Genomic DNA, 22,753 nt, shown 5'->3' with positions numbered 1-22,753 from the left:
ATTTCAAAAAATCGTCAAGAAAAATACCCTATTTATGACTACAATAACAGCCGCAATAACCGCAGTTGGAGCCTATGTTCCGGAATTTGTACTCTCAAATCAAGTACTGGAAACCATGGTTGATACCAATGACGAATGGATTACCACTCGCACCGGAATCAAAGAAAGAAGACTTTTAAAAGAAAAAGGAAAAGGCACTTCGTTTATGGCCATCAAAGCCGCTCAGGATTTAATTGCGAAAGCCAATATCAATCCGGCTGATATCGATTTAGTGATTATGGCTACTACTACTCCCGACATGCCTGTGGCTTCGACCGGTGTATATGTTGCCTCACAAATTGGCGCTGTTAATGCTTTTGCTTACGACTTACAAGCCGCTTGTTCCAGCTTTTTATATGGTATGTCAAATGCCGCAGCTTACATCCAATCAGGTCGTTATAAAAAAGTACTTTTGATTGGTGCCGATAAAATGTCTTCTATTATTGACTATACTGACAGAGCTACTTGTATCATCTTTGGTGATGGAGCTGGTGCTGTATTGTTTGAACCTAATACAGAAGGCTTAGGGTTACAAGATGAGTTCTTAAGAAGCGATGGTATCGGAAGAGAATATCTTAAAATTGATGCCGGCGGATCTATACTGCCTCCATCATTGGAAACGGTTCAAAACAGACAACATTATGTTTTCCAAGATGGTAAAACCGTTTTCAAATATGCCGTTTCCGGCATGGCTGATGTTAGCGAAAAAATCATGGAACGCAACAACCTAACCAAAGACGATGTGAATTGGTTAATTGCTCATCAGGCCAACAAAAGAATCATTGATGCTACAGCTAACCGAATGGGCTTAGACGAAGAAAAGGTATTGGTAAACATTCACCGATACGGTAATACAACTTCGGCCACTTTACCATTACTGTTAAGTGACTTTGAAGACAAACTAAAAAAAGGAGATAATTTAATTTTTGCAGCATTTGGTGGTGGATTCACTTGGGGTTCTATCTACTTAAAATGGGCATACAACAAACAATAAAACTAATTCTAAAACTAACAAATCATGGATTTAAAAGAAATTCAAAACCTGATCAAATTTGTATCCAATACAGGAGTTGCTGAAGTAAAATTGGAAACAGGTGATGTAAAAATCACAATCAGAACTACTTTAGAAGGAAACACACCTGACATCACTTATGTGCAACAGGCTCCTATGCAACAAGCTATGGCCGCTCCGGTTGCCGCTGCTCCTGCTCCCGTTGCTGCTGCCCCGGTTGCCGCTGCACCAGCTGCTGATGACAACTCAAAATATATTACTATTAAATCTCCAATGATTGGAACTTTCTACCGCAAACCATCTCCGGACAAACCTGTTTTTGTTGAAGTGGGTGGTACTATCCAAAAAGGAGATGTTCTTTGTGTGGTAGAAGCCATGAAGTTATTCAACGAAATTGAAGCCGAAGTATCCGGTAAAATCGTTAAGATTTTAGTTGATGATATGTCGCCGGTAGAATTCGACCAACCTTTATTCTTAGTAGACCCTTCTTAATTTGAAGATTTGAAGATGTGATAATTTGAAAATGATTTATCACATTCTTTACCAATTTTCAAATTTTCAAATTGTTTAATTCTCAAATTAAGAGTAATGTTTAAAAAAATATTAATAGCCAATAGAGGTGAAATCGCGCTTCGCGTTATCAGAACCTGTCGCGAGATGGGGATTAAAACAGTAGCTGTTTATTCTACTGCTGATGCCGAGAGTTTGCACGTAAAATTTGCTGACGAAGCGGTTTGTATTGGTCCTCCTCCAAGTAATTTATCGTACTTAAAAATGTCAAATATTATTGCTGCAGCAGAGATTACCAATGCTGATGCAATACACCCGGGGTATGGTTTCTTATCCGAAAACGCTAAGTTCTCTAAGATTTGTCAGGAGCATGGTATCAAGTTTATTGGTGCCTCGCCTGAAATGATTGACCGTATGGGGGATAAAGCTTCGGCAAAAGCTACTATGAAAGCCGCCGGAGTACCTTGTGTACCAGGTTCTGACGGTCTTTTAGAGTCCTACGAACAAGCCCTTGAATTATCAAAAGGTATGGGCTTTCCGGTAATGTTGAAAGCAACAGCCGGTGGGGGTGGAAAAGGAATGCGTGCCGTTTGGAAAGAAGAAGATTTACTTAAAGCTTGGGAAGGCGCTCGTCAAGAGTCAGCGGCCGCTTTTGGTAATGACGGAATGTATTTGGAAAAATTAATCGAAGAACCTCGTCATATCGAAATTCAAGTAGTAGGTGATTCTTATGGAAAAGCTTGTCACTTATCTGAAAGAGATTGTTCGGTTCAACGTCGTCACCAAAAACTGACTGAGGAAACTCCGTCGCCGTTTATGACTGATGAATTGCGTCACAAAATGGGTGAAGCAGCGGTTAAAGCAGCCGAATTCATTAAGTATGAAGGCGCAGGAACAGTGGAGTTCTTGGTAGATAAGCACCGGAATTTCTATTTCATGGAAATGAACACGCGTATCCAAGTAGAGCACCCTATTACGGAGCAGGTTATTGATTACGATTTGATTCGTGAGCAGATATTAGTAGCGGCGGGTGTGCCAATTTCGGGTAAAAACTATTTACCGCAATTGCACTCTATTGAATGTCGTATTAATGCTGAAGACCCCTATAATGATTTCCGTCCTTCGCCAGGTAAAATTACCGTTTTACACGCGCCGGGAGGTCACGGAGTGCGTTTAGATACTCACGTTTACGCCGGGTATACTATTCCGCCTAATTATGACTCGATGATTGCTAAGTTGATTACGACTGCGCAAACTCGTGAAGAAGCCATCAACAAAATGAAGCGTGCTTTGGATGAGTTTTATATCGAAGGGATTAAGACTACTATCCCTTTCCACAGACAATTGATGGAAGAACCGGATTATGTAGCCGGAAATTACACTACCAAGTTTATGGAGAGTTTTAAAATGAACGATCCGCAATAAATAGAAAGCCCTGCCGAAAAGCGGGGCTTTTTTTTATTCTATCTCTTTGTTTTGTTTGGATTGACTGATGAACTTGGCTACTTCTTTGAGCTCTTCTAAGGGCAAGGTTTTTAAGGTATGCTGCCAATCGAACTCTTCGTTTTTAGGGGTGAGCTTGTGTAGCGGATGGTTATCGGCTAGTATTTTGTTGCTGTCGGGCACATAGGTTAAGAGGTCGTTGGGTTCGCAATGGAGGATTTCACAAAGCTTTTCGATGTGGTCTAAGCGGTAGACACGGGAATGCGCATTGAGAATGTTGTGAGCGGAGTGTGATGACAGTCCTGCTTTGACCAAAAAGGCATGAGGCTTTTCGACTTGGCGGGTTTTTAAAAGGTTTTTGATGTTGAAGATGAGCATGGTACTTTGATTTAAAAGATGATGTGTTAGATTAAAATTAGGAAAAAAGTTTCAAAAAGCACAAAACATTATTCAAAAACTACCAACATTAATTCGTCAATAGGGAAAAGAGTTTAGTAAAGTGGGAAAATTGATTCTAAAAGTACCAATCATGTTTCGTAAAGTTGGAAAATTGATTCTAAAAGAAGTAAACGATATTCAAAAAGTACTAATAAAGTTTCGTAAACCCGAAAGTGAATTGATATAAGTAGAAAATTTATTTTCATTTCGCTTCGCTTCGTTAGGCTCACTTTATGTGTTTTTTTCATACAAAGGGCACGGAATAAGAATTTTTATATCTTTGAAAACAAATCAACTATTTAGCTATGAGAATACTATTATTTATTTTGATTGTTTTGGCAAGTTTTAGCAGTATTAGTGCAAAGCCATTGTTACCTAAAGAAAAAGATTATGTCATTACTGCTGATGAAATTCCACCATCGGTCAACATAGCATATTTTGGCTCACCCTATTGCGCTTCGTCACCATCGGTAATACCCGACATGATAGGTTCGGGCGATTATATGGGAGGGATTTTTACTGCTTCTCCCACCGGATTAGCCATTAATAGTGCTACCGGGGAAATTAATCCGGCTGAATCAGCAATAGGGAATTATATTATTACTTATACTACCCCTAGTGGGCCAGAGGGATCTGCCATGGCTTCCTATACTATAAGCATTGGATCGATTACTCCAACCTTCTCTGCTATTGCTCCTGTTTGTCAAGGCAGCAGTGTAGCACCATTACCTACTACTTCAAACAATGGGATTACCGGAACTTGGTCGCCGGCTGTTATTGACAACATGAATACGACTATCTATACTTTTGTACCCGATGCCACTCAGTGTGCTGTGATGGTTACGATGACCCTAATAGTTAACCCGCTACCAGAGCCCGTTATCACCTCTATCACCGGCAATACTATAGCCTGTGTGGATTGGGATGGTACCGAGGTTATGAATGGATTGGTTTTATCTTCGGGCATTACTAATCCCGACTATACTTTTGAATGGTATATTGACAACAACTATATAAGTGGGCAAAACGGTTCTGATTTAGTCATCACCAATGTAAGTGCAGCTCATAACATCTACACTGTTATAGCTGTTTCGAACTCTTCGGGGTGTTCTAGCCTTATTGATACAAATTCGACTTTTGATGTAGTTCGTTCCGGATCGGCTTCGGATGTCAGTTTTATTGTGACCAATTTATCCGGAGTACAAAACATTACGGTAAATTGTGCCGGTTATGGCAGTTATCAATACAGTTTGGATGGAGGGCCGTTTCAAAACATTCCGGTATTTGAAGATGTGGCCTTGGGTTACCATCTTGTTACTATAGCTGACACTAATGGCTGTGGTGACAATAATGTTACTATACTAATTGTTGAGTCGGCAGTGCCGGCACCTGATGGGCCTAATGTACAGGATTTTGCAGACGGAGACACCCTGGCTGATGTTGTTGTTTCGGGCGACAATGTACAATGGTATGCCACAGCGGTCAGCAGCAATTCGGCTAAACTGACTTCACCAGATGCTTTACCTTTAACTACTCTTTTGGTTGACGGTACTACCTATTATGCTACGCAAACCATAAATGATGTCGAAAGTGTGGCGCGATTGGCGGTTACGGTAAACGTGACATTGGGGGTGGATGCTCATGATATACTAACATTGGCTTATTCACCTAATCCGGTTAAGAACAGCTTGAATTTAAAGACCGGTAAGACTATGAGTAGCGTTACGATATTGAATGTTTTAGGGCAAGTATTGAAAACGACCTCCTATAACCTATCGGAAGTGACCGAAGATATGAGTAACTATACAACCGGTACTTATTTTGTAAAAGTGGTTTCGGGAGATGAAATGAAAGTGGTGAAAATCATTAAAGAATAAGATTCGCCACTATAACAAAAAAGCCCAACTTTTTCAAGTTGGGCTTTTTTGTTATAAGGTTTCTTTCAACCATTTGTAGAACTCGCGTTGCCATACTAAACCGTTTTGAGGCTTAAGCACCCAGTGGTTTTCTTCCGGGAAATATAAGAAACGGCTTTTGATGCCGCGTAATTGAGCTGCTTGGAAAGCTTCTTGGGCTTGTCCTATCGGCACACGGAAATCAATACCGCCTTGAATAATAAGGATTGGCGTATTCCATTTGTCTACCAATTTGATTGGGTTAAACTCATTGAATGTTTTTTGAGCTGCTGCATTGCTTTTGTCCCAATAAGGGCCGCCGTGGTCCCAATTGTTGAAGAACACTTCTTCGGTAGTGCCGTACATGCTTTCTAAATTGAACACTCCGTCATGAGCAATAAAGGTTTTAAAACGATTATTATGAATTCCGGCAAGGAAATATACCGAATACCCACCATAGCTCGCTCCTATGCATCCTAAACGCGCTTTATCGACATAATTTTCTTTGGCTACATCATCAATAGCTGACAGGTAGTCTTTCATTACCTGTCCGCCCCAGTCTTTAGAAATTTGTTCGTTCCATTCTTGTCCGTGACCGTACATCCCGCGACGGTTTGGCGCTACAATAACGTAGCCTTGAGAGGCCATTAAAGAGAAATTCCAACGGAAAGAGTAGCTTTGGGTTAAAGGCGATTGCGGTCCGCCTTGGCAGTACAATAAAGTTGGGTATTTTTTGGTTTTATCGAAGTTAGGCGGAAGAATTACCCACACTAACATTTTCTTTCCATCGGTAGTTGTAACGTAGCGTCTTTCAAATTTAGGCAGTGCCAGTTTACTGTAAGTATCTTTATTGGTATCTGTAATTTGGAACCACGTTTTTTTCTTGGTGTTATACGAATAGATTTCGAGTGCATGGTTCATATCGTTACGTGTCAGGATGAAATTTTCGCCGGTCACATCTACAATATCGTGTACATCAAAATCACCCGAAGTAACTTGTTTTACTGTAACGGCAATCTTGGTCAATCCAGGGAAGTTGACTTCAAACAATTGCTGCGTTCCGTCAACGGCGGCTAAAAAGTAAACCTTTTTACCGTCAGCACTCCATTTGAAGCTTTCTACCGAACCATCCCATGCAGCCGTTAGGTTGATATCCATTCCTTTGAAACGAACGATGATGTCGTTTTTATCGGCTTCGTAGCCATCGCGTTTCATTTGCAACCAAGTCAAATCGCCTGCCGGAGAAAAAGCCGGATTGGTGTCGTATCCTAAGTTATTTTCTGTTAGGTTTTTGGTGGTTTTAGTTTCTAAGTTATATTCGTATAAATCAGTATTGGTAGAAATGGCGTAAGCGGTACCGAATTTCTTTTTACAAACGTAGATGATGCTTTTGCCGTTTGGTGACCACACATAATCTTCATCGCCTCCGAAAGGTTTTTGCGGACTGTCGAACGGTTCGTCTTTCATGATGTCAATCGGAGTGGCTTTCTCTTTATTTTCGGCATAAAAAACGTGGTTGTGGGTACCGTTGTTCCAAGTATCCCAATGGCGGTAATCAAGACCGTTGTAGATTTGGGCATCTGCTTTTTGCAAATCGGCATAGATGTCTTTCCCCAGCACATTTTCGGTTTTTACTTCCTGAGAAGACAGGATGTATTTGCCATCGGCTGAGATGTTTTTATCAGCCAACAGGTCTTTGGTATCTTTTACTTCGGTTGGGGTTCCGCCGGTTAGCGGAATGGTGTAAAATTTGGAATTTGACTTATTGTCTTTAACTACCGGAGTGGACACTTTGTAAACGATTGATTTTCCGTCTTTGGAAATGCCTAACGCTGTTACCCGGTTGAGAGACCAAAGGGTTTCCGGAGACAACACTTCTTGTGCTGATGCTGATAAAGTCATAGTGCTAATGAATATAAAAAGTAGTTTCTTCATTGTAGGATTGATTTATTGAAAGGCTAAAAGTAGTGATTTAATAAATTTGTTGTATAAAAAAGAGCCCCGAAAATTCGAGGCTCATTTATATAAATCTTCTTTCGAAAATTATTTAACTTTTACGTTATCCACTTTCCACTCTGCAGCAGAAGTAGTTGAAGTATACTTGAATGCTATACGAACGTTAGGGTTTCCAACATAGGCATTTAAAGAAACGTTTCCTGAATCTTTCCAAGCCGTAGCTGAAGTAGATAAACTACCTCCTAATAATGTCCAAGTAGCCGTCGTCGGTAACGGTGGCGTTGCCGGATTTGGTGCTACATAATTTGTAGAAACATATACTTGAAGATTATTTCCGTTGAATGGTCTTAGTGTTTGGAAAGTTAAAGTAGCTGTTGGCGCATTGGTTAAATCAATTGCAGGAGAAATCAACCAATCTTCGTTGGCTTGAGGGCCACTGGAATAACCGTTCATATCTGCACAATTACCAGGATTTCCGGCACTGTTTAATGTCCAAACCTGTCCATTACCGATTACACTAACTTTAGCCCAATTTGGGAAATTAGTATCAAAGGTTTCCATAAACAAAGGCAACATTCTATCTTCTGTTAATTTAACATCTTCAATAGTTCTAATCATAAACTGATATGTACTACCAAATTTTGTCATAACTCCTCTTATGGTTCCGCTGTTACCGGTAACCTTGTTAGCGGCAAAAGTAGCATACTGACTTGCTCTTAGGGTTAAGGTATTTCCGGCTGCATCCTCGATAAGGTGATTCGTAGCACTTCCTAAGTTATTGATAGTAGGATCAAAATACGTTTTCCCTACTGAAATATCTGTAAACTGTACGTTATTGATTTCAATAAGTTTGTTAAGATACGAATCGTTCTTAGCCTGTTGAATCGTTACGTTGTTTACTAGTGAGTTTTCACTAACGCTACCGGTACAAGCTTTTGTTATGATATTTTGATAGCTGATAATTGAAATTCTGCCTACCTCATCATCCGTTGTAATATCAGTAGTGTTGTTGTTGTACAACGCTCCCATTACCGGTGCACCAGAGTCTTTGGTAAGGAAAAGGCCTTTTACGTTAATGTACACTTTTTTTCCAGGAGGATATTTGGTGTATAAATTGTAGTCATCAATTGGCATACTGAATCCATTGGTTCCGTCTAAAGAAACGAATGAAATGGATTTATAGAAGTTACCGCCTTCGTCACTAGATGTAACATACGCTTCGATGATATCCTCACCGGTGTACTCTTTATAATTTGGATACACCAATGCGGTAGAAGTTACATCAATAACTTGTTTTGTAGCCGTCATGGTAGCACATTCACTGCTCAAATCGGGCGTGTTGTACGTATCACTGTTTACACAACCTACAAATAATGTTGTGAAAACCGATAATGCTAAAAGTTTTACTGCGTTTTTCATAGTTTATTTATTTTCAAATAGTTTGATACCATCTAACTGAAATGTAGTTGTTTTGCTTCCCGGTTTGCTGCCAATATATTTAAAGGCAATGTAAACATTAGAGCTTTCAAATGCCGGAGCACTTAAATCAATATAACCACTGTCAACAAAAACATTATCAACGGTTGGTAATGTTGGATTTAATTCTGTCCATGTTGCCGTTGCAATTCCCGCAGTAGTACCGTTAAAATCGGTAGAAATTAATACTTTTAATTGTGCTCCGTTCGAGAATCTTGACTCTGTTTTAAATAGTAAGGTTTCGTTTGTTGTAGCTGTAAAGTCGATTTTTGAGGTAATCAACCATACTTCGTCGTTATCATCGCTTGTTGAAGCGTTGGTTGAATAAAACGAAGAGAACTCTGCAAAATTATTGTTGTCAAACACTTTGCAGCTCCAGTTTCTTAATCCCAAAGCGTTGTAATTGGTCCATCCTTCAATGGCAATAGGCACTTCATTTGAGCCACTTCCGCTAGGGCGTGATTCAAAAGACTCTGAGAAGAATACAGGCTTATACGGTGCAATTTCCGAATCTCCTGAACAGCCGGTTGCTATACTTAAAGCAAGTAGGGCAAAGCTTAAATTAACTATTTTTTTCATAGAATATTTTATTAGAAATTAATGTAAAGGTTAACAAAATAGGTTCTGCCGTATCCGTAGAAATATTTCGAACCAAAAGAAGGGGTTCCGTTGGCATTGTCTGCTTGATATTCCGGGAAGTTTGCTTTTCTTGATTGCTCAAATCCACCTGTTTTGTATTTAACATCAAAGACGTTGTTTACACTAGCAAACAAACCAAAAGTATCATTCCCTACTTTCCATGATTTTCCTCCAACTAAGTTAACTAAAGTAACCGGATCAAATTTTTCTTGTTTCAACGCTTTACTAACAGCATCTACAGTAGCTCCGTCATATCCAATTCCGTTAGCCGGATCTTCAATAACAAAGTTATCTGTTCTTAAAATACTTGAGATGTCGATATAGCTATCGGCTAAATAATTAACATTAGCACCAATCCACCAGAATTTTGGGTCTCTGTATTCTAATCCTAAAGAGTATGCTTGTTGTGGCATACCTGATTGACGGTATCCTTTTAAATAAGTTTTTCCGAAATCAGTAATTGGATTTGAGTTGGTTGCAGAAGCCTGACCGTCGTCATTTACTTTTAAGTTCGGGTTGTTATCGTACTTGTATTCTCCATAAGCTGCAGAACCTGAAACTTTAATAGTTGACGTGATTTGGTATTCGAATCCAAATTCACCGCCAATGTTCTTTTTGTTGATACCGGTAACGATTTCACTAATAAATGAATCTTCATTACCAGCTCCTACTGCTACCTCATCAAACAAACCTTCTCCGTAGAAGAAAGATACTTCGGTAGAATTCATAATTTTGGCAAAGTAAGCCGTAACTCTTGCTTTGAATTTTGGCGCTTTAATGATATAACTGGCGTCAGCACTCATTACCGATTCGCTATTGATGTCCGGTGTGATGTTATTATTGATACGGGCATTGGCGAATACATTTCTCATGCTTGGTGCTTTAGTCATGTAAGCTCCGTTGAAATCGAAATAATTACGTCCGTTCACTTTATAGGTCAAACCACCTTTGAATCCGAAGTTTTCAAAAATTTTCTTTTCACTTCTTCCGTAAGAGTTGTTAGCGTAGATACCGTTTCTGTATAAACCGTCTCTTTGGTATTGAGATCTTGAGAAAGATTCAGCCAAATAAAAGTCTATTTTTTTATAGCTGAATTTGAATTGGGTAAACCCATCAAAAGTCGTGGCTAATAAGTTATAGTTGTAACCATAAGTATCTCCTTTTTCTATATGTCTGTTCGGATTGTTTAAATCTGATTGTGTTGCATCTCCTGTATAAAAAGGATCTACGTCTAAGAAATATTGTCCACCTAATAAATCAGTCAATTTTTGGTAATTGTGAGAGTTCAATTTTCTGAAGTTAACTCCGGCGTTCATAGAAATTCTATCCGACAATCTTGAGTTGATAATAGAATTGGCATTCCATTGTTTGTCATCTGTACGGTCTTCATATAGTGCATAAACACTTTTTCCGGCATTTACACTGGCTGTGTTTGCTTCATACATAGCATTCCAGTCAATTTGCCCGTCGTTTAAGAATTTAGCTCTGGCATTATCAGCATCTTGATTAGAGTAACCAATGATAGTGGTATTATCCGGAGCGTAAATTGGGTCATAAGATGACGGTGAATTCAGAAAATAACTTGGTAAATATTTGTAATAAGTTGGGTCAGGGTTGTTGGCTAATTGATAATCCAATCTGCTGTTTCCAACATGACCAATTTGATAAGAAACACTAGTGTTTAAATTAGTGTTGTTGTTTATTTTCCAATAGTGGGTTAAGATATTGATTGGCTCCTCAACTTCTTTGTCACGGGAGTTTCTCTTTTTACCGTTTTGCCATCCCCAGTAAGAGTTGTATTGGAATCCTTTAAGGTCATTAACTTCATTGGTGTTTGGAGAGCTTTTCCCTCTTCTGTTTTGTGCAAAAATTGAGGTGAATCCTAAAGAGTGGTGGTCATTGAATTTCTTTTCAACACTGGCAAACAATGAATTGGCACTGTAATCAGTTCCTTCAAAGTACCCTTCCTGAGCCCATCTTCTTGAAGCTGAAACCACAAATGCCCATCCTTCGGTGTTCATACCTGAAGCATAAGTACCCATAGATCTCCAACTGTAATTCGTATTCGTTCCTGAAAAAGAAACTCTACCTCCTCTTCTGTAAATAGAAGCTCTTGTATTGATTTCTTGTGTTCCTAATATACCTCCGAAAGTATAATCAGATGGTGCTGAACCCGAAGTAAACTCCTGATTTCTGGTAGCATCATTCAATCCGCCCCAATTGCTGAATTGTGGTCTTCCGTCATAAATTTTATTCATAACGATACCATTAATCATAGTGGTACCATACTCATTATCTAAACCTCTTACTCTGAATCGGGCTTGTCCCCAATTGAAAGCGGCAGTTTGCTGGAAAACATCTCTGGAAGCTTGCAATAATCCTGAAGTACTTTCAGAACCACTGTTGTCATCTCCTAAATCATTTTCGGTAATCGTAATTAAACTCAATTGTTGTTCTGAAGTGATGTCTTCATCCATAACAACGATACCTAAATCTAAAATTTTTCCTGCAATTACTTCTACTGAAAGCAGCTGATCTTTATAACCGGCACTTTTAATTTGTAATAATTGACTGCCTACTGCTACTTCTTTAAATGTAAAAACACCGGCACCATCTGTCAGAGTGGTTAGGCTGGTGTTTTGAATTGAAGCAACTACATTTTGTAATGGTTTTTGTGTTTTCGAATCTAATACTTTACCAGTAAATCCAGTATTGTTTTGAGCAAAAACAAAAAATACTTGCATTACAAATAAAGTACTAATAACAAGTTTTTTCATAAATAAAATAAAATTAATTTTTCCTTAAGTCAAGCCTTAATAAAAACTTAACAGCCGACAAATGTACATCTTTTAATAATATTATATACTTTTGGCGCAAAGTTTGTATAAACTTGATATTAAATTAATATACATTTTATGAGAATTAGAAAATTAATAGCTCTTTTCTTTGTTTTTTTCGCAATTTCCGGAGCAAATGCACAAGCCAAAAAGTACATAGTGCATACGGTAGCTTTCTACAATTTAGAGAACTTGTTTGACACCATTAACGGGCCAAACAATGACGAAGAATGGTTACCAAACGGCGTTCAAAACTGGACCTCTAAAAAATACCATCAAAAACTACACAATCTGGCAACAGTTTTATCTCAGATCGGAACTAATGACCAACAAAAAGAAGCTCCGGTTTTAATTGGTGGTGCCGAAATTGAAAACCGGGGTGTTTTAGAAGATTTAGTAAAAGAGCCCGAAATGTTGGCGCATGACTATGGCATAGTACATTTTGACTCTCCTGATAAAAGGGGTATTGATGTGGCTTTGTTATACCAAAAGAAACACTTCAAACCAACAAGCTACAAAAACATTCCATTATTGATTTATAAAAACCAATTAAACAATAATGTTAAAGAGAAGAACGACAAAGATGATGCGGCTGATGACAAATCGGAAGTTGATAAAAACTTAGACCGAGTATATACGCGTGACATTCTATTGGTAACCGGTTTTCTTGATGGTGAAGAAATCAACGTAATGGTTAATCACTGGCCATCTCGTTCAGGAGGTGAAAAGAAAAGTTCACCGTTCCGTGAAGCGGCCGGAAGATTAAATCGAAAAATAATGGACTCCATCTACAAAATCAATCCTAATGCTAAAATTATTACCATGGGAGATTTGAATGACGGAAGCTACAATAAGAGTGTAAAAGAAGGCGTAGGCGCCAAACGCAAAAAAGAAGAAGTACAAGAATTTGGGGTGTACAATCCGTTTGAGGAAATGTTCTATAAAGGAAATGCTACTTTATTTTACCGTGATGCGGGAGATATTTTCGACCAAATCATGGTTTCTCAATCCTTGATTGTTCAAGATTACTCTTCTTTCCGTTACTGGAAAGCCGGTATTTGGAACAAGCCGTTTATGGTGACCACCATAGGCCAATATAAAGGATACCCCTTAAGGCATGGTATGAACGAAATAGGTTATAGCGACCACTTTCCTTCTTACATCTATCTGATAAAAGAAATGAAATAATATTTAAAGTCCTGATAATATCGGGACTTTTTTATTTTATAACTTTACCTAAAATTACTACCATGTCTATAGCAAAACCTTTCAATCTCCATCAATGGATTGATGAAAACCGACATTTATTAAAACCGCCTGTCGGCAATAAAAATTTATACATCGATTCAGATGATTATATTGTAATGATTGTGGCAGGTCCCAACGCTCGAAAAGATTATCATTACAACGAAACCGAAGAACTTTTTTACCAACTCGAAGGTGAAATCACGGTTTACGTTCAGGATAATGGGGAAAAGAAAGCCATGACCCTCGGGGCCGGTGATATGTACCTGCATCCTGCCGGTGTACCTCATTCACCCAACAGAACGGAAAGCTCCATTGGACTGGTCATTGAAAGAAAAAGGGTTGACTCGGGCGCTAAAGATGGTTTGCTTTGGTTTTGTGACAACTGTAATCACAAATTGCATGAAGTCTATTTTCTCCTCAATGATATTGAAAAAGATTTCCTTGGTCATTTCGAACATTTCTACAATTCTCAGGAGTTGAGAACCTGTGAAAAGTGTGGCACCGTGATGGAAACAGATTCTCGTTTTACAGCCAAATAAACATTTAGGAGCTATTTCCGGCTATCCACTCTATCTTTTTAGGATTCAGCCATCCTAAAAAGGATGCCGTTCCTATCCGGGCTAGGGGTCAAATATTCAAAATAAACCGTTACTTTTGCATCATCATTTTTTAAAATTAAAAACAAAAATATAATTCAATGTCAACAATTGCACAACAATTCGGCATGACCGAAGCCTTAGAAATATTGGGCGTAAAAGCCATCAACGAAGGAACCTCAACAGGAAACAACCACTTTTCAAACGGTGAAGTAATCGAAAGTTATTCTCCGGTAGATGGTCAATTAATAGGAAAAGTAAAAACTACCACTGCTGCTGATTACGAAAAAGTAATGCAAACGGCTTCGGAAGCTTTCAAAACATTCCGCTTAATGCCGGCTCCAAAACGCGGAGAAATTGTGCGTCAGTTTGGAGAAAAACTAAGAAAATACAAAGAACCACTAGGGAAATTGGTTTCATATGAAATGGGGAAATCTTTGCAGGAAGGTTACGGAGAAGTTCAGGAGATGATTGACATCTGTGACTTTGCTGTTGGTTTATCTCGTCAATTACACGGTTTAACCATGCACTCGGAACGTCCCGGACACCGTATGTATGAGCAATACCACCCGCTAGGAATCGTCGGAATCATTTCGGCTTTCAACTTCCCGGTAGCCGTTTGGTCTTGGAATACAGCACTAGCATGGATATGTGGTGATGTTTGTGTTTGGAAACCTTCTGAAAAAACACCTTTGTGCGGTATCGCTTGTCAAAATATCATCGCCGAAGTATTGAAAGAAAACAACCTTCCGGAAGGAATTTCTTGTTTGATTAACGGAGATTACAAAGTAGGTGAAATGATGACACACGACAAACGTGTTCCTTTAGTTTCGGCTACCGGTTCTACTCGTATGGGTAAAATCGTGGCTCAGGCTTGTGCGGCTCGTTTAGGAAACTCATTATTAGAATTAGGCGGAAACAATGCCATCATCGTAACTCCGGATGCTGATATCAAAATGACAGTTATCGGTGCTGTATTTGGTGCCGTGGGAACTGCAGGACAACGTTGTACTTCAACTCGTCGTTTAATCATACACGAAAGCATTTATGACAAAGTAAAAGATGCTGTAACCTCAGCTTACAAACAATTGAGAATCGGAAATCCTTTGGACCAAAACAATCACGTAGGGCCACTTATTGATACCCATGCGGTGGAAATGTATAACAAAGCCTTAGCTCAAGTAGTAGCTGAAGGCGGTAAAATATTAGTAGAAGGCGGCGTGCTTTCGGGCGAAGGCTACGAAAGTGGTTGTTATGTAAAACCAGCCATTGCTGAAGCTGACAATTCATTCGGAATCGTGCAACACGAAACGTTTGCACCGGTTTTATACCTATTGAAATATTCAGGCGATGTGCATGATGCTATTGCCATTCAAAACGGTGTAGCTCAAGGACTTTCTTCTGCAATTATGACCAATAACCTAAGAGAAGCTGAAGCTTTCTTATCAGTAGCCGGTTCAGATTGTGGTATTGCCAATGTAAACATAGGAACTTCGGGAGCTGAGATTGGCGGTGCTTTTGGTGGAGAAAAAGAAACCGGAGGCGGAAGAGAATCAGGTTCTGACGCTTGGAAAGTATACATGAGAAGACAAACCAATACTATCAACTACACTACCAGTTTGCCATTGGCACAAGGAATCAAATTTGATTTGTAGTCTTTTTTAAAAGCATAGTAAAAAGCGTCCTGAGTTTCAGGGCGCTTTTTTAGTTTAATTCTAAATTACGCTTAAAATTTTGACAATCAGTTAAAACAATTATTTTTGCCCTGAATTATAAAACAAAGCGTCATGCAATTTATTCAATCAACATACATGCCATTAAACGGAGGAATTGATTTCCTATCGTTAGGTTTTGGGTTGGATAAATGTGATTAGATAAAAACTAATTTCAAAAAAGTATGACCCGAAACACAGTGTTCGGGTTTTTTTATGCCTATATGGAACAACGTAAAACACATAGTACAACAACAGTAAATAATATGCTGAAAAACAATATCCATTCTGAACCGGAAAGGCTGTAGCACTACAGCTGCCATGACTCATATCGTGCCCGGTTCTGAAAACAGAATCGGGTTTTTTATTTATGAAAAACTCAAAAAAAGTAAATAAATGTAACATGATATGAAAACAACAGTAACAACATTGGCCAACATCGCGGTACATCCAAAATCTGCCTTTACGCAGTTGGTGGAGCGATTGTTTGCTGAAAACGCAAAAACCATAGGTAATCAAGGGACTTTGACCTCTGTGATCGGTACTTGTTTTGCGTCAATGAGTCAAGTGCAACACACCTGGAAAAGAGAAGCTTTCCGCGATGTATTGTTGCATTTGGAGGCTCAAGGTTGTTATGGTTTGTTGAGAGACACCGCCTGCATCAATGCCTTGGCCAATATCGCAAGCTTTGGTAACAAATTGGTGCGTGAAATCCATACTTGGAAAAAGGATTCTTGTGTAGTTGAAAACCAAATGAGCGCTTTAATCAAGCACTGCTTTGTACAATACGAAGTTCCGGAGTTTTTGGAAAATGCTTTCTACTACGAAAACAAAGTCCACATGTTATGGTATGTGCAATTGGGTAGAGGTGAAAGTGTTATGAGTTTGAGCGGTTTTCCGGTAAAATTTACCAAGAAGATGGCACACGAATTCAAAAACGCACCTGCCAATTATACTGTGGTGCAAGCTATACGATGGGCACAAGCCAAAGGTTACGGTGCTTCGGCAGAAATAGCCGAAACCTTGGCGTGGAGTTCGTTGACAGAGCATTTTGAACACGAAGAATTCTGGGCGACCGTAATTTGTTTTTTGGCCAAACACGAAACTTTGTCTTATGATAAGGTGCAGGAAATTTTGTTTTACATCCATAATCAGTTTGAGGAAAACAAAAACTACACTATGGAAGGTAGAAACTGGAACGCTTTGGTAAAGCAATCTGATGAATGGCATATATATTACCACAAGCGAATGGCTGCGCTAAACAGAGCTGATTGGGAAACCAGTGGTATACATGATTTTGCAAAAACAATGGTTTATGAAGGTGAAACCATCCATTACAACATCATAGAGTTGACCAATTCTGAAGCGTTGTATGAAGAAGGCTATGAAATGAGCCACTGTGTAGCTGAGTACGAATACGAATGTATTGAAGGTTCCTCAGCCATATTCTCTTTGAGAAAAAAAGTAGCTGAAACCGAAGAAATCTTAGCTACGATTGAGGTTGCTTTGGCAATCAAAACTATTGTTCAGGCGAAAGCCAAATACAATGAAAATATTTCTTTGGTAGCCGAAAACCTATTGACAGAATGGGCAGAAAAAGAACAATTGACATTGGATTATGACGAGTATTACGCCGGAGAACATCAGGTGGTTGTGCCTCAAGCTGCACCATTGTATGCGCCACAAGACAATGTGGCACATAGGACAAAAGCCCCTGAAGTCAACTGGAAATTGGTGTTGTACATCATCTTATTGTTGGCGAAAGCTTGTGCCATGATGGCGAAATAAAAAAAGCGTCCTGAATTCGGGACGCTTTTTATTTGTGATAATTGAGAAATTATTCATTAATATCTTTGAAAAATTTAGGCCCAATTTGCATTTGATTAAATCCTGTCATTACTCGGCCGTACATCAATTCACTATTTTTTGCCGCTATAAACAACACAAATTTTAAATTTTTATAATTAATGACTTTTGTGACAACTGCATCAGCGTCTTGGTCTTGAATTACTTGTTCTATTTTTTCTTTAGTTGTAATTTCAGCTCTGTAATTGTATATTTTTTTCAGTTTCTCTACCGTGTCGATGTCGTCTTTAAGATCAGAATAAGATAAATACAGTTTTTTCTCTTTTATCCTTTTCATGTTTTTTTCGCTCACCTCTTCCAGAAAATCTTTGACGTCTAAATCCTTTTTGGTGTTCAATTCAAAAACAAAATTAATTTGACTTTGCATAAGCTGTATCGCAAAAAGCATGTCTACCGGAGCCACTTTATCCAACTGTACTAAAGACAAAACTCCTTTGGGCGTGTTCTTTTTATACTCTTTAAACATGGCTAGTTTTGTTACACCGTAAGCCATATTCAAAGCTCCGGTAGTTCCTCCTTCTCTTGAAAAACTGTACTCAACCTGGTCAACAAAAAAGGAACTATCCCCTTTTAATTTTTCAATTTGATTTGAAGAAATCATTTCAAATTTGTTTACGGTCCAATATTTTGTCAAAATATCACTGACAATTTGATTGTACTTTTTGTCCGTTGACTTCACAAAATAAGTGGTTCCGCCTTTAAATGAAGCATACTCCCGGATATCTGTATTAACTTCCTGGCTGTAGCAATTAGAAATAATTAGCAAAAGAATAAGGCTTAGTTTTTTTATCATGATACTTTAAGATTGATTTGAATTTGTAATTGGTTTAACAATAAGTCCTACAAGTATATATAAATTTGATTGAAAAATAGGTTTATGGGTATAAATTTTTGTACCATTATAAAAACGATCAAAAAACAAAAAGTCCCGATAACTCGAGACTTTTTTATTTTCGGAATAATTATAGACTACTTTGTTTTCTTCACATATTGAGTCAAAATCACTATGTGCTGGCCTTCTACACGACCTTCAATTTGTTCGGCATTGTCCCAAACTAATTTGATGTTGTGCACGGCAGCTCCACGTTTAGCTGTAAAGTTGGCCCCTTTCACATCCAAATCTTTAATCAAAACTACCGAGTCACCATCGAATAAAATATTTCCATTGGAATCTTTGTGAACAATTTTGCCTTCATCATCCTGATCTTCTCCTGTGGCTTTGGCCCATTCTAAAGCTTCTTCGTCAAGGTACATCATTTCTAACAAATCAACGCTTTTTAAACGCGCCAACATGCGCCAAGAAACAATTTGCACAGGAAGATTCTCATTCCACATACTATCACTTAACCCTCTCCAATCGTTGGGATTGGTGGTATCCGGATTTTCGATTTGATCTTTTAACGATTTTGTAATCAAGATACAATTCTCGGGCGTAGCTTCTGTTTTTGGGGCTACTACATACACTACTAAATTTTCTTCGCTTCCGCTGATTTCGCATTTGGAACCGCTTCGGTCTTTTAATCTTTTTTCTGTAACAATACTCATTTTATGGCTTTTATGTAAATAATTATAAGTTGAAAGAGGCGCCGATATTAAAAACAAACTGATTGTTATAATGTTCGAAACCTTCTGTGTTTGTATCATATTTTGCGATTGGAGCTCCTCCTTCGGCATACACACCAAATCCGCTCGTGAAGAAATAACGGAACCCTAAATGACCACCGAAATTACGGGTGCCCAAACTCAATCCGGGATAAATATCCATGTTTTTCTCAAACCCGAATACGTTCCCTAAGTTAGCATTGAAACGGACTTTAAAATCAGCTCTGTCTTCAAATTTAGGTTTAATGCCTGCCGCTTCCTCTACCGAAAGTAAATAAGACGCCACAAAGCCATACGACATGTTTTCGCCTATACCAAAATCTGCCGAAGTGTTGATACCGGTTCCGTGGTCCTGAATGTTCATTCCTACCTGACCTTTAATGTCTCCTTTTCCTTTGTAGGCTTGCGCATTGGCCAAACTTACTATGACAATTGCCATTAGCGTGATTATTTTTTTCATGTTCAATTAATTAAGTTGCAAATATAGAAATTCTAAAATCCTAATTCCTTATTCCAAAATCCTAAATTTAATTCCTCCCTTTTTCGTTAAAATACAAATCATTCAAAGGCTCACTTTGCCAAAACTCCTTAGAGTCAACATCCATAATCGTCAAAGGACCTTTGAAAGCAGCTCCGGTATCAACATTCCAAATACAAGCTTTCTTAACCGGAATCGTCTGGTCAATTCGGGTAACCGGTGTGTGACCAATGTAAATCTCGTGATACAACTTCAATCGTCTTGGGTAAGACGGACTGTTTTTAGACAACATAGGGTCTAAGGCCAAAGCCGTTTCCCAAAGCGTTCTGTCCCAGTAAAATAATTTTGGAAAATACTCGTATGCAATACCATTCAAATTAGTGAACCCGGCATGAATGAACAATCGGTTTTGCCCGTCTAAATGATAATTCTGCAACGTTTTTAAAAAATTAACATGATGGCGTTTGGTTTCTGCTGTTACCTTTTCATAAGCCAAAACCGTTGCTTCACCACCGTGATGGTACCACATAGTTTCGTCTATATTTTTGGTATCACCGGCCAGCCAATCTAACAACAATTCATCATGATTTCCTCGAATAAAAACACAGTCCTGCCGGTTGTTCAACTCGATTAAAAAATCCAGTACTTGTGGTGATTCGCTCCAACCATCAACATAATCGCCCAAAAAGATAAGTTTGTCTTCTGTAGTGACTTGGGCTCGTTCTAAAATTTGGTGCAGGCCGCGTAATCCGCCGTGTATGTCGCCAATTACCAGTGTTCTATGCATTGTTTTTGTTGTATTTCATTTTTCTCAAAATGCGCATGGCTTCTTTAAAACTCAAATAAACCGTGGCATTGGGTTGTGCTTTCAAAAGCGGTTTGGCTTCAATCAGTTTTTGTTTGGCATCTTCAAAACCATTAAGATAACAAATCATTAAGGTAGAAGAAAAATTCTCTAAATCCTTTTCTTCGCGCTCTGACAGTGAAATTCCTTTTTGCATTTTCGACAGCAAAGCTACATTAGAATTGTAAATATGATGCAACATTTTTTTATTGTAAGCTGGTGGTTCAAAGAGCATTTGGGTTTCCATTTTATAATACCCATTGTCAAAAAAACGAATGGTCAATTGTTCCAGCGGATAGTAACTGGTTTTATCATTCAATCCCAACGGAACGTGCTCAATAATGGTAAAACTTTGTTGATCATAACTAATCGAAACCACATCAAGTGCTGAATAAAACAACTTAACTTGTTCGTTAATCAACTCAATATCAACACGCGAAAGATAAGTTGTGTCTCTGACTTTTTTCGGAATGCCTGCCCAACAAATTACAAACAACTCTTTGAAGACTTTGTACTTAGAAGTCATATCCTTATGGCGGTTATTCATAAAATCAATGACACCATCCAGTGTATAGGCAATACTGTTGCGCGAATTATTTTCAATACTGATAACAGTTTCTATATTTTGTTTGGAATACGGAATCTTTTCTTCCGTCGGCATAGAATTACTGCCCACACGAACAAAAACGGTATTGGCTAAAATGGTGTGGATGTTTTTCTTAAAAAAAGACGTTTTGTGTTTGGGTTTAATGGTAACCAAACCCACTACTTTGTCTTTGGGCAAATTGGGAAACGGTACATTTTCGTATTGAATTTTTGGGGGATTTTCCAGATAAGCATTCACTAAATTCTGAATCCTGCTGTCATCAAAAAAATCATCACCCAAAATTTCGTTTTCCTGATCTTCTACACCCACAACGATATAGGAATTGTTAGAAGGATTGGAATTAGACAAAGCACAAATGTGTTTCAAAAACTTGGCTTTTCCTTCTTTGGTATGCAAATTCAATTGACGCTTCTTATCATAAAAACTACTCTCATCGTTGTGAGCCAGTAAGTTTTTGACAAGTAAGCGCTTATTAATCATTGGGCTAAATTATGACTTACGGAACTTTATTTCCCATGCTTTCGGTCCAAATGGCAAACCAATCTTCTTGTTCCAATTGCAATTCAGTAGCTTTCATTAAGGCCTGAATTCGAGCAATATTTACTGTCCCTGCTACCGGAATAACTTTTGCCGGATGCTTTAAAATCCAAGCCAATAAAATCGTATCCGCTCCCAAATGATATTTTTCAACCAATTGCGCCAAAAGTTTCTTCAAACGGCGGGTTTGTTCGATGTCTTCTCTGAAAACGGTTCCCAGCGGATTCCAGCTCATCGGACGGATGTTGTGTAACTGCATATAATCAAAGCTACCATCCAACATCGCTTCGTGGTGCGTAGCCGAAAACTGCACTTGGTTGTAACTGATTTCGGTTTTTTGGCGAAGTAATTCCGTTTGAGAGGCTGTGAAATTAGACACTCCGAAATCAATAATTTTTCCTTCTTGCTTTAATTTAGCCACTGCTTCTGCAATTCCATCAGCTTCCATTAAAGGGCTCGGACGGTGTAATAACAGCACATCTAAATAATCTGTCTGTAAATTTTTCAATGAATTTTCTACTGACCAAAGGATATACTTTTTAGAATAATCATAATGCTTGATTTTATTATCCCGGCCATTGATATGTTGAATCCCACATTTGGAAATCAATTGAATTTTTTTTCTGTCAATAGTACTTTGCCCGAATGCTTTACCAAAATCAGCTTCGGTGGTATAATTACCATAAATATCCGCATGGTCAAAAGTGGTGATTTTGTTTTCGATACAGATGTGTATCAGATGCTCCATTTCGGAAGTGGTGAGTTTTTTGTCCCAAATACCCCAATTCATAGTTCCGGCCACTATAGGTGAAAGTTTTGTTTGCATTTTGTATTTCTTAAGATGTGTTTAAAAGTGTTTTTGTAGATTTTGCTCTTTTGAAAATTTTAGTATTTTGCCACCGAAAATTTGAAAAGGCTATCAGGTCTTAAAATTATAAAAAGAAAATCATAAATCATCCTTAAAATTAAGGTGTTTTGTAAAGTTTTAACGCATTATTAACATCTGGTAACCTAATAA

At 38.4% G+C, this 22,753-nt stretch carries 19 protein-coding genes; 8 read left to right on the top strand and 11 right to left on the bottom strand.

What is annotated here, in order from left to right; genetic code table 11:
• Positions 1-34: 34 nt before the first annotated feature.
• From GUU89_RS05045 to accC, 3 genes are all read left to right on the top strand, one after another.
• Positions 35-1,033: a beta-ketoacyl-ACP synthase III gene (locus GUU89_RS05045; RefSeq protein ID WP_162126905.1), complete on the top strand. Its 999-nt coding sequence runs from the start codon at positions 35-37 to the stop codon at positions 1,031-1,033.
• Positions 1,034-1,057: 24 nt separating this feature from the next.
• On the top strand, positions 1,058-1,543 hold the full coding sequence (gene accB, locus GUU89_RS05040) for an acetyl-CoA carboxylase biotin carboxyl carrier protein (protein WP_162126904.1): 486 nt from the start codon (positions 1,058-1,060) through the stop codon (positions 1,541-1,543).
• Positions 1,544-1,639: 96 nt separating this feature from the next.
• Positions 1,640-2,986, top strand: coding sequence for an acetyl-CoA carboxylase biotin carboxylase subunit (accC, locus tag GUU89_RS05035; protein ID WP_162126903.1), 1,347 nt, complete (start codon positions 1,640-1,642; stop codon positions 2,984-2,986).
• 33 nt (positions 2,987-3,019) lie between these two features.
• Here accC and GUU89_RS05030 read toward each other — a convergent pair whose 3' ends face one another.
• Positions 3,020-3,382 (bottom strand): helix-turn-helix domain-containing protein, encoded by a 363-nt coding sequence (locus GUU89_RS05030; RefSeq protein ID WP_162126902.1) that lies wholly within the window; start codon positions 3,380-3,382, stop codon positions 3,020-3,022.
• 365 nt (positions 3,383-3,747) lie between these two features.
• On the opposite strand from GUU89_RS05030, the gene GUU89_RS05025 reads away from it, so the two are divergent.
• The gene (locus GUU89_RS05025) at positions 3,748-5,319 is read left to right on the top strand and encodes a T9SS type A sorting domain-containing protein (RefSeq protein WP_162126901.1); all 1,572 of its coding nucleotides are present in this window, start codon (positions 3,748-3,750) and stop codon (positions 5,317-5,319) included.
• 51 nt (positions 5,320-5,370) lie between these two features.
• Here the strand turns inward: GUU89_RS05025 and GUU89_RS05020 are convergent, their stop codons facing one another.
• The 4 genes from GUU89_RS05020 to GUU89_RS05005 all read right to left on the bottom strand — a co-directional run bounded on the left by GUU89_RS05020 (position 5,371) and on the right by GUU89_RS05005 (position 12,185).
• The gene (locus tag GUU89_RS05020) at positions 5,371-7,272 is read right to left on the bottom strand and encodes a S9 family peptidase (RefSeq protein WP_162126900.1); all 1,902 of its coding nucleotides are present in this window, start codon (positions 7,270-7,272) and stop codon (positions 5,371-5,373) included.
• Between the two features lie 108 nt (positions 7,273-7,380).
• The gene (locus GUU89_RS05015; RefSeq protein ID WP_162126899.1) at positions 7,381-8,712 is read right to left on the bottom strand and encodes a DUF5689 domain-containing protein; all 1,332 of its coding nucleotides are present in this window, start codon (positions 8,710-8,712) and stop codon (positions 7,381-7,383) included.
• A 3-nt stretch (positions 8,713-8,715) separates the two neighbouring features.
• Entirely contained in the window at positions 8,716-9,348 is a 633-nt protein-coding gene (locus tag GUU89_RS05010) for a choice-of-anchor J domain-containing protein (RefSeq protein WP_162126898.1), read from the bottom strand.
• 11 nt (positions 9,349-9,359) lie between these two features.
• Positions 9,360-12,185 (bottom strand): carboxypeptidase-like regulatory domain-containing protein, encoded by a 2,826-nt coding sequence (locus GUU89_RS05005; protein WP_162126897.1) that lies wholly within the window; start codon positions 12,183-12,185, stop codon positions 9,360-9,362.
• 138 nt (positions 12,186-12,323) lie between these two features.
• On the opposite strand from GUU89_RS05005, the gene GUU89_RS05000 reads away from it, so the two are divergent.
• The 4 genes from GUU89_RS05000 to GUU89_RS04985 all read left to right on the top strand — a co-directional run bounded on the left by GUU89_RS05000 (position 12,324) and on the right by GUU89_RS04985 (position 17,589).
• Positions 12,324-13,433, top strand: coding sequence for an endonuclease/exonuclease/phosphatase family protein (locus GUU89_RS05000; RefSeq protein WP_162126896.1), 1,110 nt, complete (start codon positions 12,324-12,326; stop codon positions 13,431-13,433).
• 62 nt (positions 13,434-13,495) lie between these two features.
• A complete protein-coding gene (locus tag GUU89_RS04995; protein ID WP_162126895.1) occupies positions 13,496-14,032 on the top strand; it encodes a 3-hydroxyanthranilate 3,4-dioxygenase in 537 nt (178 codons plus the stop codon).
• Between the two features lie 158 nt (positions 14,033-14,190).
• Positions 14,191-15,744: an L-piperidine-6-carboxylate dehydrogenase gene (amaB, locus tag GUU89_RS04990; protein WP_162126894.1), complete on the top strand. Its 1,554-nt coding sequence runs from the start codon at positions 14,191-14,193 to the stop codon at positions 15,742-15,744.
• 465 nt (positions 15,745-16,209) lie between these two features.
• Positions 16,210-17,589 (top strand): PcfJ domain-containing protein, encoded by a 1,380-nt coding sequence (locus tag GUU89_RS04985; protein ID WP_162126893.1) that lies wholly within the window; start codon positions 16,210-16,212, stop codon positions 17,587-17,589.
• Between the two features lie 49 nt (positions 17,590-17,638).
• On the opposite strand, the gene GUU89_RS04980 is transcribed toward GUU89_RS04985, so the two are convergent.
• The 6 genes from GUU89_RS04980 to GUU89_RS04955 form a co-directional block, all read right to left on the bottom strand.
• A complete protein-coding gene (locus tag GUU89_RS04980) occupies positions 17,639-18,460 on the bottom strand; it encodes a hypothetical protein (protein ID WP_162126892.1) in 822 nt (273 codons plus the stop codon).
• A gap of 176 nt (positions 18,461-18,636) precedes the next feature.
• Positions 18,637-19,212 carry a PhnA domain-containing protein gene (locus GUU89_RS04975; RefSeq protein WP_162126891.1) on the bottom strand — a complete coding sequence of 192 codons (576 nt, stop codon included), beginning with the start codon at positions 19,210-19,212 and terminating at the stop codon, positions 18,637-18,639.
• A gap of 22 nt (positions 19,213-19,234) precedes the next feature.
• On the bottom strand, positions 19,235-19,729 hold the full coding sequence (locus GUU89_RS04970) for a DUF6646 family protein (RefSeq protein WP_162126890.1): 495 nt from the start codon (positions 19,727-19,729) through the stop codon (positions 19,235-19,237).
• Positions 19,730-19,796: 67 nt separating this feature from the next.
• Positions 19,797-20,534 (bottom strand): metallophosphoesterase, encoded by a 738-nt coding sequence (locus GUU89_RS04965; protein WP_162126889.1) that lies wholly within the window; start codon positions 20,532-20,534, stop codon positions 19,797-19,799.
• Positions 20,527-21,678 (bottom strand): ATP-binding protein, encoded by a 1,152-nt coding sequence (locus GUU89_RS04960; protein ID WP_162126888.1) that lies wholly within the window; start codon positions 21,676-21,678, stop codon positions 20,527-20,529. The genes GUU89_RS04965 and GUU89_RS04960 overlap by 8 nt, the downstream gene beginning before the upstream one ends.
• 16 nt (positions 21,679-21,694) lie before the next feature.
• Positions 21,695-22,561, bottom strand: coding sequence for an aldo/keto reductase (locus tag GUU89_RS04955; protein WP_162126887.1), 867 nt, complete (start codon positions 22,559-22,561; stop codon positions 21,695-21,697).
• Positions 22,562-22,753 lie beyond the last annotated feature (192 nt).

This window comes from Flavobacterium phycosphaerae, assembly GCF_010119235.1.
Classification (GTDB): domain Bacteria; phylum Bacteroidota; class Bacteroidia; order Flavobacteriales; family Flavobacteriaceae; genus Flavobacterium; species Flavobacterium phycosphaerae.
This window is presented reverse-complemented; position numbering and strand designations above follow the sequence as displayed.